13 protein-coding genes, 1 pseudogene and 1 riboswitch are annotated in these 13,860 nt (G+C 45.1%); of the genes and pseudogenes, 2 read left to right on the forward strand and 12 right to left on the reverse strand.

Translation table 11 applies throughout. The features are described 5' to 3' along the window. Window positions 1-74: 74 nt before the first annotated feature. Together FFL34_RS05235 and FFL34_RS19020 are read right to left on the reverse strand one after the other, a co-directional pair. Window positions 75-2,231 carry a YhgE/Pip domain-containing protein gene (locus FFL34_RS05235; RefSeq protein ID WP_138602119.1) on the reverse strand — a complete coding sequence of 719 codons (2,157 nt, stop codon included), beginning with the start codon at window positions 2,229-2,231 and terminating at the stop codon, window positions 75-77. Window positions 2,232-2,464: 233 nt separating this feature from the next. After that, window positions 2,465-3,882, reverse strand: a pseudogene (locus tag FFL34_RS19020) (ISLre2 family transposase). A gap of 233 nt (window positions 3,883-4,115) precedes the next feature. On the opposite strand from FFL34_RS19020, the gene FFL34_RS05245 reads away from it, so the two are divergent. Beyond that, window positions 4,116-4,547 (forward strand): Hsp20/alpha crystallin family protein, encoded by a 432-nt coding sequence (locus tag FFL34_RS05245; protein ID WP_138602121.1) that lies wholly within the window; start codon window positions 4,116-4,118, stop codon window positions 4,545-4,547. A 145-nt stretch (window positions 4,548-4,692) separates the two neighbouring features. On the opposite strand, the gene FFL34_RS05250 is transcribed toward FFL34_RS05245, so the two are convergent. The 3 genes from FFL34_RS05250 to FFL34_RS05260 all read right to left on the reverse strand — a co-directional run bounded on the left by FFL34_RS05250 (window position 4,693) and on the right by FFL34_RS05260 (window position 6,664). Then, complete coding sequence (locus FFL34_RS05250; RefSeq protein ID WP_138602123.1) at window positions 4,693-5,211, reverse strand: QueT transporter family protein; 519 nt, start codon at window positions 5,209-5,211, stop codon at window positions 4,693-4,695. Between the two features lie 220 nt (window positions 5,212-5,431). Further along, on the reverse strand, window positions 5,432-6,187 hold the full coding sequence (locus FFL34_RS05255; RefSeq protein ID WP_138602125.1) for a 3-oxoacyl-ACP reductase: 756 nt from the start codon (window positions 6,185-6,187) through the stop codon (window positions 5,432-5,434). 255 nt (window positions 6,188-6,442) lie between these two features. Beyond that, entirely contained in the window at window positions 6,443-6,664 is a 222-nt protein-coding gene (locus FFL34_RS05260; protein ID WP_138602127.1) for a DUF2829 domain-containing protein, read from the reverse strand. 284 nt (window positions 6,665-6,948) lie between these two features. On the opposite strand from FFL34_RS05260, the gene FFL34_RS05265 reads away from it, so the two are divergent. Next, window positions 6,949-7,167, forward strand: coding sequence for a hypothetical protein (locus tag FFL34_RS05265; protein WP_171046278.1), 219 nt, complete (start codon window positions 6,949-6,951; stop codon window positions 7,165-7,167). 11 nt (window positions 7,168-7,178) lie between these two features. Here FFL34_RS05265 and pilO read toward each other — a convergent pair whose 3' ends face one another. From pilO to FFL34_RS05300, 7 genes are all read right to left on the reverse strand, one after another. Continuing rightward, window positions 7,179-7,691, reverse strand: a complete 513-nt coding sequence (gene pilO / locus FFL34_RS05270) for a type 4a pilus biogenesis protein PilO (protein ID WP_138602131.1) — start codon at window positions 7,689-7,691, stop codon at window positions 7,179-7,181. Further along, complete coding sequence (locus FFL34_RS05275; RefSeq protein WP_138602133.1) at window positions 7,681-8,226, reverse strand: hypothetical protein; 546 nt, start codon at window positions 8,224-8,226, stop codon at window positions 7,681-7,683. Before FFL34_RS05275 ends, pilO begins: the two co-directional genes overlap by 11 nt. A gap of 13 nt (window positions 8,227-8,239) precedes the next feature. Next, a complete protein-coding gene (gene pilM, locus FFL34_RS05280) occupies window positions 8,240-9,145 on the reverse strand; it encodes a type IV pilus biogenesis protein PilM (protein ID WP_138602135.1) in 906 nt (301 codons plus the stop codon). Between the two features lie 100 nt (window positions 9,146-9,245). Then, the gene (locus FFL34_RS05285) at window positions 9,246-9,701 is read right to left on the reverse strand and encodes a competence type IV pilus major pilin ComGC (protein WP_138602137.1); all 456 of its coding nucleotides are present in this window, start codon (window positions 9,699-9,701) and stop codon (window positions 9,246-9,248) included. A 31-nt stretch (window positions 9,702-9,732) separates the two neighbouring features. Then, window positions 9,733-9,815, reverse strand: a riboswitch (cyclic di-GMP riboswitch). A gap of 55 nt (window positions 9,816-9,870) precedes the next feature. Continuing rightward, on the reverse strand, window positions 9,871-11,070 hold the full coding sequence (locus FFL34_RS05290) for a type II secretion system F family protein (protein ID WP_138602139.1): 1,200 nt from the start codon (window positions 11,068-11,070) through the stop codon (window positions 9,871-9,873). Between the two features lie 74 nt (window positions 11,071-11,144). After that, window positions 11,145-12,185 (reverse strand): type IV pilus twitching motility protein PilT, encoded by a 1,041-nt coding sequence (locus tag FFL34_RS05295; RefSeq protein ID WP_138602141.1) that lies wholly within the window; start codon window positions 12,183-12,185, stop codon window positions 11,145-11,147. A 15-nt stretch (window positions 12,186-12,200) separates the two neighbouring features. Beyond that, a complete protein-coding gene (locus tag FFL34_RS05300) occupies window positions 12,201-13,826 on the reverse strand; it encodes a GspE/PulE family protein (RefSeq protein WP_138602143.1) in 1,626 nt (541 codons plus the stop codon). Window positions 13,827-13,860: the final 34 nt, after the last annotated feature.

Genomic DNA, 13,860 nt, shown 5'->3' on the forward strand with positions numbered 1-13,860 from the left:
ACTTTTTTCGTTTTGGGTGTGGGCCGCGGGGACAGGTTTCTCGGGCCGCGCAACTTTCTAATTTATGTGCTATTTCAATGAAACAAGCCAGCTTCTCGGGATTTTTTCATCAGTTTTTCCGTGTGTTTATTCACCACATTTTTAAACAGTAGCCCGAACAGTAAAAATCCAAGGCCGATACATGTTAACACGATGATGTCCTGTATGGCTGCCTTCCAAATAATGCCGCCTACTGCTTCCCGCATTAAATCAATAGCATAAGTGAATGGAAGGAACGGGTTGATGACTTGAAAAAATGCAGGTAACAACACAACTGGATAGGTACCTCCCGCACCGGCAATCTGCAAGACAAGCAGAACAATGACCCCGGCTTTGCCAACATCACCAAAAAGTGAGACGAGCGTATAGATCATCACCATGAATACCATGCTGATCAATAATCCAAATACAACAAACCAAACAGGATGCACTGTGTAAGTATCCAAGAGAAATAAATCCCCCAATGTTACAATTAATGTTTGTAGCAAGCCAATCGTTAGAAATGTTAACAGCTTACCAGCATATCTTTCCCTACCTGTCAGCCCTTCTGCGTGATGAACATCTGTGGCCAGTAAGGAAATGAGCAACAATCCGCCGACCCATATGGCAAGAACCGTATAGAATGGTGTCATTCCGGAACCATAATTCGGAATGGGAAAAATTTCATTCTTATGCAGCTGAACCGGCTCGGAGAAAAATCCACGCTCAGCCTCAGGATTATTTTTCAACAGTTCAATCATTTTGTTGATATCCGTTTCATCCTGAATAGCACGTATTCTGGCAGCTAGCTGATTGACTTTATCATGGACATAAGGATATTCTCCTAAAACCGAATGAAGCAGTTTCTGGCCTTGGCCAATATGGTTTTCCGTATTGGCCAGAACCTGTTTCACCTCGGGAATAGTTGCTTGGATGCCGCCTAATATGTCCTTAGCATTGGCTAGTGTGCCTTGTGCTTGATCAATGGTTTGTTTAACTTCGGGGGCAATCGTTTCGTTATAATCTTTTAGAAGTTCCCCGATTCGGTTTGCCGTATTACCGGACAGTTCCTTTAAATCGGCAATGATCGAATCGACTTCCTGTTCTTTATTTGCAATGAAGGAAGTAATTCTATTGCCATTTTCCTTCATTTCTCCAAGTGCCGCCCGTAATGCTTCCAGTCGTTCTATAGCTGCAGCAATGACCATATTGCCATTACCTTGATTTCTATTTTGCAGATACTGCAGTTTTTTCTCTATGCCTTCAATCCGGCTAATGGTGTCGCTTAATGAATTATTGATCGCTCCTTGAAGTTGCTTTCCTTTGCTGAAATCAATGTCCAGATTCTGCACATCTTGGAGCAGTTGATGTATATCATCGGCCGTGCCTTGCGCTTTTTTCAAATCTTGCTTTACTTTTGGCGCCAGCTCATTTAGACGACTTTGCGCTTTCGACAACAACTCTACAGTATCGTTCACAGTAGAAAGCCCGTTCGCCGTTGCCTGCTCCGCCTTAGGTATCGTCTTTTGTGCTCTATCTATCATCGCTTGAATATCGTCGGTATCTTTTACACCGTTTTCTAATAAGTCATGGATTTTCGGCAGCTTTTCTTCCATAGTAAACACGTAATCCTCGAACTTCTTAATGTCAGGCAAATTTTTATTCAGTTCTACACCAATGTCATTAAACATTTCAAAGATGACACCATTCACGGTGGAGATGAACTTGCTGCTAATCTCTTCTACAATCGTACTGACACCTTTATCAGTAATTTTTGGTGAGATTGCGTTTATCTTTTCATTTACATAGTATTCCACATTACTTTTTTCCGGATTGTCATTTACTACTGTTGCTAATTTAGCCGAAAAATCATCTGGAATGACAATAACAGCAAAATAATCGCCATGTTTCAGTTTATCCATAGCGGCTTCACGGTGGGTAAACTGCCAGTCCATGGCATCACTGCCCTTGAGAGTATCCACCAGATCGGCACCGACATCTATCTCATTACCCCTGACCTCGGAACCGGTGTCTTCATTCACAATACCAATGGGAATTTGATCGGTCTGACCATATGGATCCCAAGAAGCCTTGATGTTAAACCAAGCATATAAGGATGGTAGGATGATTAAACCACCGATTAAAATAGCAGCAACCCAGTTTCGTGTAATATTCTTTAAGTCTCCCGAATAAATATTCCAAGTATTTTTCATGGCTGTGCTCCTTGTGATGGCAAATGATAAAACAAAATAGGTATCGGACCGTATTCCATATTTAAGCATTATACCATATAACATAGACGGAATGCAGAAGTGGTGCCAGTCAGATTGAGTCAAGTACTTGTGGGAGATTTTTTTTCAAGTCCCTTTTTTGTATTGTTTTAGTCAACTTTTGGTAACGGTTTCATGTTTATATCATTTTAATCAGTTGGTGCTTTTTTACTTTTTCAAATTCCCCGTAATCCTTTTAATGCGTCTGTAATTGGTTTCCCGATAGCCTGCTTGAGATAACCCAGATTGTTGCGTGTTGCTTCTGCAGCACTTTCTTTTAGCTTTTCTACAAAGTGTTTAGGCGGCTTTTCTTCTTTGCTTTCCTGTATTAATTCCTGCGTCTGTTCAAGTATCCCCTGCAGCGTTTTTATCTCCAGATTATCTTTGAGGGCAACCATGATATCGATGAATTTATCAAGCCCTTTATCACTCCAACTACGCCCGTTTTTGAGCCTTCTAGCGAACACACTCATCGTTCCCTCTGCACTCCCCATCGGGCGGAATCCTGTTGTATCTATGCCCCTCTCTTTTAGTTTTTCACGGTAATCTCCCAGTGCCTCTGGATATTGGGAAAGCTGGGCAATTAACTCTTCCAGCCGTTCTTCCTTCTTTTCATTTTCAAGCGTACCCACCGCACTGTTTAATTCCACCATGAAACCTTCCCAGTCATAGCTTGCTAGTTTCTTTCGGATGGAGCGGTATCTTGAATGACCCCGAAACAAACGCTGCACATCCCGGGCAACATGAAAACGGTCGATGACAAAGGTCGCATTATGCTGGAAATGATCCCGGCAGGATGTGATCCACTTCGCTCCATCCCCATTAATAACGAGGTGGTGCCTGGTCGGATCATACTCATAAGTAGCCATTAGATACTGCTCAAATTCTTCCCAGAACGGCAGATTTCCTTCATGAATGAAATGTCGCTTCTCTATCAGCTTTGCTCGTTTCCATTCATTTCCCAGCCCTGATGCACACTGGCAATCTTAATTTCCTTGCCTTTTTTCTTTTTCTCTTGGCTTTTCGTATAAAGCCCGTCCACCTCCACGAATACAACATCCTGTTCGAGTGGCACTGACTCTTCCGGCACAACCTCCGTATTCAAAAGCTGCTGGCGTATACCTTCATGACTAATGACAGGGTAGCCCAAAAGCTTCTCCATTGCCTTCCCAGCCTGTCGATAGGAAACGCCTGTTACAGCCAGTTCAATAGCCAAATCTTGCACCACCGGACTCATTCCCTTTGTGCCGTCAAAAGCTAAATACTGATCCAATAAATAGACATACTTTCCCGTCTCTTTATCTTGATAATAATTTCTTTTCAGTTCCACCTGCCCAAAGACGGACTCAAACTTTAATGTTCTTTTATCCTTCAAATAAAATCGTTGCTTATCCCTTTCTGAAGCAATCGCCTCATCTATTTCCTGTAGCGTCTGTGCCATCACCTGAGAAAAACTTTCCTGCAATGCACGGTATGTAATTTGTTCTAATTCTTTCATTGTAAGCGCAGATATGATATCTTTCATTAGAGGACCTCTTTCTATAGTTGTTGTTGTAGCAGACTTAACTATACAAGAAAAGGTCCTCTTTTTCATGTAAAACACCCTTTAAACTACCGCGCTTCGCTTGCTGGCCTCATCTTTGGTGTAGAAGTCTTCCGACTTCAACACCAAAGATGAGGTATATGTTCTCCCATAAACATTTTACTCTAACTGCCAGTCATGACGACTTCTAATACCGGACGTTTACATGTTTAATAACAGAATACATGGGGTATATAGAAAGTGAAAGGATAAAAATCAATATGAAAACTAGGAGGAGATTTACTATGGCATTTTTACCACGTCATCCATTTCAGAACATGGATCATCTAGGAAGGAACATTGACAATTTCTTCACTGGATTTCCTGCTATGTTTTCGAATGAAGGTACCGGCATCAATGTAGATGTGCACGAAACCGCAGATAAAGTGATTGCAACCTGTGATATTCCAGGAATTGAAAACAAAGACGACATTAATATTGACGTAAACAACAACATGCTTAACATCAACGGAACCATCCAGCGCTCCAACGATATTAAAGATGAAAACATGCATCGTAAAGAACGTTTTCGCGGCACGTTCCAGCGTTCCATTACATTGCCGAGCCCTGTATCGGATGAGGGTGTGAAGGCTTCCTATAAAAATGGTGTTCTGGAAGTGAGCATGCCAAAAGCACAAAAAGATGAAAAGAAACAGATTGATATTTCATTTGAATAAAAGGACAGGCCTCACCCACAGGCATTCGGGATTCACCCGGATGCCTGTTTATTTGGATAATTCCATTAAGGTGTCAGGTTGTTTTGTTCGGATCAGTCGAGTTTTGCTGCAGGCCGCGCGGGTTTCGGACCGGACCACGCGACGGTTATTTCGTCAAGTCGATTTTTTTGCTCAAGAAGTAGATAACGATGCCACCTATGGACATGGACAGAAGCTCGCCTGCTGCGGTTGTCATCCATGTATAGAAAAATGGCAGGTCAAATAAAATGACAAGCTGCGCGGCAACTGTAAACATAGAAAAAGCAAACACAAGAGCGGTGATAGCTATTTTCACTACATCATTTTTTATACGTTTGGTGAGCAAACGGCATAAAAGCAATACCAATAGTGTCGCAGTCCCGCCAATCGGCACATCAAGGACCCATGTAGGCGACATGAAGTTGACAATCAAAACTCCCATGGTGACAGCGATGACATATCGTTTGTTGTACAGTGCAAGGTAATTGAACATTTCCGAGAGACGGAGCTGAATTGCTCCAAAACTAATGACTGCCAAGAGGGCCGTAACAGCAACATATAAAGAAGCGACAAGCGCTATTTTAGTCATTTCTGTCGCTGATAAAAGAGGAGGATGAAGCGGGTTGTGGACTACAGTTTTATTCATTTTCATTTCTCCTTTGTAAAATAGCAACACACGGCTATTTTAGTAATAACTGCGACCAAAGGAAGATTAAGTGCCGCAGTGCTGACATCTATGCCAACCACTTTATAATAGCAAACTAATGAAGAGCTGTCTATAATTTGACGGGAAATAGAGTGATAGAAACGGTACCGAACGACGCAAATGCCTGTCTATCTATTAAACAGGCATATCGTTCCTATCGCTATTTAACCGTCCAGCCACCATCTAGCGGCAGCACCGCTCCATGCATATAATCCGCAGCGTTACTTGCGACAAATAGCGTCAGATCAGCCACTTCTTTTGGTGTTGCCCATCTGCCAGCAGGTGTTTCTTCCGCCACCCATGTTGCCGTTTCTCCGTCCCCTACAAAATCCGCCTGATTCATCGGTGTCTTAATCGCACCAGGGGCTATCGCATTTGCGCGTATTCCGGAACGACTGTAATCATATGTAAGCTGCTTCGTATAGCCAATGATGGCATGCTTTGATGCTGTATACGCCGCTCCACCACCGCCAGCCACGAGCCCGGCAATCGAAGCAATATTGACCACAACACCTTTTCCGCGTTTTAGCATACGGGGAAGCACGGCATTGGTCACTACATACAACCCTTTCACATTTGTGTCCATCACAGCATCCCACAGTGCTTCGTCCGTATCGAGTGTTGGTGTATACCCGTCTAGCATACCCGCTGTATTCAGCAAAATATCAATTGTTTGAAACTGCGCAAGACATTGATTGACCGCCGCAGCCACAGCTTCCTTGTCAGATACACTCCCAACATAATACGCAAAACGTTCTTTATGTAAAGCGGACAAATCATACAGACCTTCTTCTTGTTTATCAAATCCAAACACACATGCCCCATTTTCCAGAAACCGTTGCGCTTGGGCCTGGCCAATTCCGGAAGCTGCCCCTGTCACAAAAACTACCTTTCCGTTATATTCTTCAAACATCATCATCCGCCTCCTTTCCTCTATGTATTTTTTATTGTAACCGCTAGGAAAATAGACGCTCCTACGTTATCGTGACAACCATTCAGACACGTATATTTGGATTCTTGCAATTATATATGAACAAGGCGTACAGGAAAAAGTTCAGACGATTCTTGTCGCGCTTGACTCTTGCAGAAACATTCTTCAATGGAACGTTCTTTCATTCGGCTGGACCACATTAATCTTCATTTGCATCCAATACGTTGCCTAACTTGAATATTAATCAACAACTTGCCAATCATCAGCTAAGATATCACATACGGTTGGGGTGAACATCGTATAGCCTTCCCCTTCTACGTTGATTAACATATACGGGTTTAACTTTTCCCCCTCGTGAACACTTTCACCCACGAGTTTCACATACAATTCAGGTCCGCCCCAACCAGTACGAATCACTTTTTCTCCTGATTTAAGCAAAGGCAATACATCTTCAAAAGTCATTATTAACCAATCCCTCCATTATTTTTATATCATCCAGTATAACACTTCAAAAAATGATAGGCACCCTTCCTACTAATGGATAGCAGAAACGGGTGTCGCGCGGGTTTCGGCTCGGGTCACGCGAGTTTCCAATAAAGAAAGTATGTGAACGATAAAAATTTTAAGTTATAATTCTCAGCCACTTTTGGCATGTTAGCAGACGGAAGTGTATAAGAAATAAGGTTGATTTTCGGCGGCTGGAAAATCGTCTTTTAGGTATGGGTGGGCTGCTCGGGTTTGGGTGCGTGTCGCTCGAGTCGGACGGGCTGTCGCTCGAGTTGGACGGGCTGTCGCTCGAGTTGGGCGTGCTGTCGCTCGAGTCGGACGGGCTGTCGCTCAAGTTCGGGGGCGTGTCGCTCGAGTTTGGGCGCGTGTCGCTCGAGTTGCGGGCGCTGTCGCTCGAGTTGCGGGCGCTGTCGCCCGAGTTACGGTGCGTGTCGCTCGGGTTGAAACCCGACAAATGAGCCGTCCTGTTTCATCCGCTATAAAATGTTGCTATTTCGACTGATAGGTTTGCTGAGTCGCCTTGCTCAACTGAGATAGTGTCTATCCTCATAAATCGTTCACCTTTTTGGACTGCCTTTAGAAAGGCATTGATTTCATTTATGTTGGCGCCGGATACTTCCAGCATGTACCCGGCATTGCTTAGATCGCCTTCTTCAGCTGCACTACTACCAGAGGAAGCAATCGACTCAATAACGACATTCGTCTTGTTGGCCATTTGCCGCAGCTCGTTTAGTACTGCATCGGGCTTTTTGTCGGCCGGTACTTGTTTGGTAACTTGCTGTAGTGACTCGTCCATAGGCTGATCCTGTTTTTCGAGCTGATTGACTTGTCGCTCGTATAAATCTACCTGTTCTTCGGTAGAGGCGAGGTCATTCTGCAGCGGTTGAATGATCATCCGGTAACCGGCAACATATAAGAAAGCGGCAAAAGCGATCAATAAAATAAGAATTAATGTATGGCTTCGGTTCCAGTTAGTCAGCATCCGCACTCATCTCCTCCCGCAACACACCGCTGTCAAAAGTCACCACTAATGATGCATCATATCCGTCACCAGCCTTCGAAATGTCGGACATTTTTGCATCGAGCACATACGGTTGTTGCAGCAGTTTGCCAATATAATCCGAAACAGCAGACAGTGTATCAAACGCCGCTTCTAGTTGAAATTGCTCTCCACTATTATACGCGAAGTCCTCCATCTGCCCCGGGTCACGCAGCATGTCAAGCACTTGCTCATAAAGGGCCACACGCGGAACCGTTTGTGCTTCGATGGACGCTAATGCTTCCTTCGTCTGCTCGAGCTGCTGCACTGTGCCGGATGCTCCCTCCAGCTGTGAGACTTGGTTTTCCAGGACGGCCATCTCTTTTTGCTGCACGTCGATGGCATGTGTTAACCCATTTCGCTGCACCAGTAATACAGTAATCACAGCTATAACCAGCAGCAGAAAAATCAGAAACAGAACAAGCGGCATTTTTAGTTGTTTACGTTCTTTTTCTAAAAAGTTTATTTCCGTATTCATCACAAGTCCACCTTCAGCCGCCATTTTTCAAGCCAAGTCCCAGCAAGTCAACATATTTAAGGGAGAGTCTTTCTTCGGGAAATTCATAAATCGGTAGGGCCAGACTGTCAGCAAGAAAGCTTTTGGCCGTGGACAGATAAGGGAAATCCCCGGATACAATCAGTTGGTCGATGCGTGCTTCTCCCTTGGTAATCGAATATTGATAAAAATCGATAATCCGATTGATCTCTACCATATAATCACTGATGATACGTTCAGCCGTCTCCTGCGTCATTTCTTCATGCGAAGCCATTTTCATATGCCTGCTGAACACTGCTTTTTGATGCTGGAAGGCTGTCAAAAACAGCGCATCTTTGTTCCAATGAACGAGCATCACATGGTCGGATGCTGCTTGTGTTGTTTGAACATAATAGCGGTACACCGACAGAGACGTCAAATCAGCAATAACCGGGTGAAGCCCCGCCGCTGTAAACGCCTGTTCAAAGCTATTAATTTTTCCCCGCGGATAGGCATACAGCCGGACATTGGTTGTCTCCCCATCCCCTTCCAGCATGTCAATGGCGAGCGCCGGATCGTCAAACGGCAAATAGAAACTGTTACCGATTTGTGTGCGAATATAGCCCATTGCTTCTTCCTTGGACATTGCTGTCGGGATGGTTATATCCCTAATGACGACCGTATCATCCACGAGGCAAAAGGCTAGCTTTTTCCGTTTCCAGCGGTACTTTTGCACTAATTGCTCAATCGCGTTCTGAAAGGCCTTAGCATCCGCGATGGTACCACCCTGCATCGTACCCGCAGGCAGTTCGTGTTCCCCATGCACGACGATGCTGTCAGTTGTGGTATTTTTTTGATAGGCATAGCGGATCACCCGGCTCGTGATGATCATATTAACCCTGCCATTGTTGAAGAACTCCATATGACCACCTGCTTAGGTAAAAGTGTCGAATCTCGGTAAAAACGCCCTGCAGCAGAACGTGCAAGGCGTTTGGGTTGGTGATTGTGTTTTATTGAATGTATTAATCGTCATCTTCTTCGTTATTGTCATCATCGTCATCATTGCCGCCACTAGTGTCATCACTAATTTCTTCTTCATCTTCACCAGGTTTGTATTCAAACGTATAATCATCCACATCAGAATCATCAGCCTCATTTGTCACTTCTACAGTACCATTGTAATCTTTATCTGTATTAGGGTTAGTAGGTTTTTCTTCAAGAAAGCCCTCTTTAACTAGATTATCTAGCGTATAAGCACCATCTTCAGGATCAACCCCACTTGCATGAGCCAGCCTTGCCGCATTCTCCATTAATTCCCTATTCGACTTATCAGCATCTTCTTTCGATTTACCAATAACCCCTGAAACACTAGGTACCGCAATCGCCAATATTACCCCTAAAATGGCCAAGACAGCCAACAGCTCAACTAGTGTAAAACCTTTCTGCTGCTTAAATCTTTTTTTCAAACGTTCCAACATACGCCTCTCTCCCCTTTTTAGTTTAATAAGGTAATAGAGCGTCGGTTGCACTAGTTGCTCCTGGCTATCCAAGTGCCCATATACAGATAGCCGCTCATCACACCACTACCTTTTTCTTACATCTATTATACTAAATACTATGTATAATAACCACATCTTAGCAATTTGTTCACTGAATGTTCTCAAATAGCGAGAACATCGGCAAAACTATGGATACAATAACACTTCCAACGATTACCGTCAATAGAATAATCATTAATGGTTCGACCAATGTTTGAATGCGGTTGGACATTTGATCTAAGTCTTCTTCGTAAAATTGCGCGGCTTTTTGCAGCATGTGGTCGAGTGTTCCGGTTTTTTCACCGATCTGTACCATTTGCACAATTAACGGTGGGAAGGCCCAATGACCATCCATCACTCGGGTTATCGATTCACCGTTTTCCAGCGATTTCCGGGCGTCTGCTAAAACGTTTTGCATTACTTTATTGCCGACAACCCGTTCAGTAATCTCCAGCGCCTGTAAGATTGGCACTGCACTGTTGACGAGGGTGGAAAGTGTCTGTGTCATCCGGACAAGCACTGCTTTATGGGCAAGCTTGCCGAGGAAGGGAAATTTGATTTTCAAGCCATCCACACGGTATGCCACTGCCGGAAATTGCACGACATATTTGTACACGAGTACGCCGATTACCACGAGAACGAGCAGCATCCACCAGTAATACTGCATCCAATCGCTTAAGGACAGGATCAACTGCGTAAATACCGGGATATCCTCCCCGAAGGATTCAAACATCGATACAAACTGTGGTACGACAAACACGAGCAAGAATACCGTTAACAATAGCGTAATAGCCCCGACGATACTAGGATACATCAAGGCGGAGACGAGTTTTTTCCGGTTGGTATGTTCTTTCTCATAGTAATCAGCCATTTCGTTTAGAATGTCATCCAGTTTACCACTCGCTTCTCCGGCATGGATCATGTTGACGAGCAGCTCCGGGAAAACGTTCGGATGACGCTCGGTTGCGACAGAAAGCGCCTCCCCTCGATCAAGCTGCTTGTCTATGTCTTCAAGCGCGGATTGGAGCATACGATTGTCCGTTTGTCTGCTCATTGTTTTCGTCGCTTCCGAAATGGAAATCCCGGCATGAATCAGTGTCGCGTATTGCCGGAGAAAAATAACAAAATCAGCGTTTTTAAGCCGCTTGTTCAACATAATATCTTTATTCCACGGCTTCGTTTCGGTAATAGAGACGATAATGATACCGCTTTGTTCTAGTTCCCTTAACGCATCACGCTTCGTTTCCGCTTCTACTTTTCCCTTTACGCGCTGGCCGGACAATCGTTTACCGCTATACTCAAAGTTCACTGCATCACCCCCTGCTGGTCAAAATTTCCGCAAGCCCTTGCCAACATTATTCTACCATTCGCCACGCCCGGTCTTTATACTTCCCTAATTTCCAAAAACGGTGCGACGGTCTCATATGCTACGACGCCCTCATTAAGCAGCCGCTTCAAATCCATATCCATGGTATGCATGCCTTGCGCTTTGGATGTCTGCAGCACGTTCTGGATTTGGTGCAGTTTTTCATTGTTAATGAGATTTTTAACGGCCGGTGTGTTGATCAGCACTTCTGTTGCCACCCGACGGCTCGTCCCGTCTGTTGTCGGAAGCAATTGCTGGGAAATGACCGCTTTTAAAATAGAAGCCAATTGAATGCGGATTTGCGTTTGCTGCGCGGGTGGGAATACGTCAATCATCCGCTCAATCGTGGAAACCGCACCACTAGTATGCAACGTACCAAGTACTAAATGACCGGTTTCAGCTGCTGTAATCGCGGTGGAGATTGTTTCCAGATCACGCAGTTCCCCGACGAGAATAACGTCCGGATCCTGCCGCAAACTTGCCCGCAATCCGTTAAGAAAACTGTTCGTGTCGATCCCAATCTCGCGCTGATCAATAATCGAATAATGGTGCGTGTGTACATACTCAATTGGATCTTCCAGCGTAATCATATGCCGGCCCATCGTTTGGTTCATAAAATCAAGCATTGCCGCAAGTGTCGTACTTTTTCCGCTTCCGGTCGGTCCGGTGACAAGCACAAGGCCTTGCCGCTCGGTCGTAATTTCTTTGGCAATCGGCGGCAAGTGTAGCTCCTCAATGGACGGAATATGTCTCGGCACAATTCTGAATGCGAGCGACAACGCCCCGCGCTGGTAAAATAGATTGACTCTGAACCGGGAAACACCACTGATGCCACAGGAAAAATCCAATTCCCGCCGCTCCTGCAGCATCTGCCACTCGTGATCACTCAACAGTGAACGGCCCATCCGCTCGGTATCGGAAGGTTGTAACACAGGAAAATCCTGCTCAAGTAACAAACCATTAATACGAAACACGGGTGCTTTGCCGACCGTTATATGTACGTCGGAAGCTTTTTGATGAAACGCCTGTGTCAGCCATTGTTGCAATATATCATCCATTGTTTGCTTCCTCCTTCACATTTGAATCGACAGCTGCATAATCTCCTCCAGCGTCGTTTGGCCATTTTTTACTTTTTCCAGTCCGTCATGAATGAGAAATGACATGTCTTGTTCGGCGGCGTGAGCTTGTAAATCAGCCATGGACCCTTGATGTAACAATAAACTTTTTATCGCGTCATCGACCATAAACACCTCGTGTACTGCCAGCCGGCCGCGGTATCCCAGATAGTGACAGCTGCCACACCCTTTTCCTTCATATATATGGTCCACACTCATGTGATGTTTACTGAAAATATCCTTCTCCATGGGGGTCGGCTCGCGCTCTGCCTTGCAATCCAGGCAAATTTTCCGGACGAGACGCTGTGCTACAACGCCATTCAATGATGAGACGACGAGATATGGCTCAATCCCCATATCAATTAGGCGAGGTATGGCATCAACCGCACTGTTTGTATGCAACGTACTGAATACCAGATGACCTGTAAGCGAGGCCCGAATAGCGATTTCCGCCGTTTCCTGGTCGCGGATTTCACCGACCATAATCGTATTCGGATCCTGGCGTAAAATAGCGCGCAATCCAGCTGCAAATGTAAGGCCGACATTTGTATTCACTTGTACCTGGTTAACGCCTTCCATCTGAAATTCAACCGGATCTTCAATCGTAACCATGTTAATATTTTCCTGGTTTAGGTGATGGATAGACGCATAGAGTGTGGACGTTTTTCCTGACCCCGTCGGACCCGTAAGCAACACCAATCCGGACGGCCGCTCGAGCAATTGGGTATATTTTTGCCTATTTTCCTTGGAAAAGCCGAGGTCGTTTATTTTACGGAGCGCATTCGCTAAATTCAACACCCGGATGACGATCTTTTCCCCGTTCACAGTTGGCAAGCAGGAAATACGCAAGTCCACCGGCGTTACACCAATCGTCGTTTTAATCCGTCCGTCCTGGGGCAAGCGCGTTTGGGTAATGTCCAGCTCGGCGAGTATTTTAATGCGAGCCACCAGCGGATTCTGTAAATCCTTGGCAACCGTTTTATCTTTACGAAGCTCGCCGTCAATTCGGTAGCGCACGTCCACATGCGTTTCCTGGGGATCCAGGTGAACATCACTCGCTTTCAATTGAATCCCGGCCGTTAAAATCTGATCGAGCAGGTTGACGACAGACGCTCCTGTCCCTTCATCAGTCGTCGCAGCGTGGGCCTCGTCCTGTTTATAATAATGTTTATTGATGGCAAATAAAATATCGTCCCTCGTGGCAATCACCGGATAAATGCTGAAGCCTGTCGACAGCTCCAGATCATCAATGACATAATAATCCATCGGGTCCTGCATCGCGACAATCAACTCGTGATCCTTAATCTTGAGCGGCATCACATATTTCTCTTGGGCAAATTCACGCGACACATAGCCAAGCACCCGCTCCTCGATTGGGTACTGATAAAGCGAGACATGCGGAATGCCGAGCTGGAACTCCAGCACTTCAATCAATTGCTTTTCGGTAATAAACCCATGCTCGAGCAGCGCATCTCCTAATTTTTGGTCTGTTTTTTTACTATCCAGCGCTTCGTTAACTTGCGCTTCGGTCACGATCCCTGCTTCTTGTAGTAAATCGCCTAGTCGTTTACGTTGTTGTGCCATGGTCGTATCCCTCCTCGCCTTTTGCTTGATGAGC

Source organism: Lentibacillus cibarius, assembly GCF_005887555.1.
Taxonomy (GTDB): domain Bacteria; phylum Bacillota; class Bacilli; order Bacillales; family Amphibacillaceae; genus Lentibacillus; species Lentibacillus cibarius.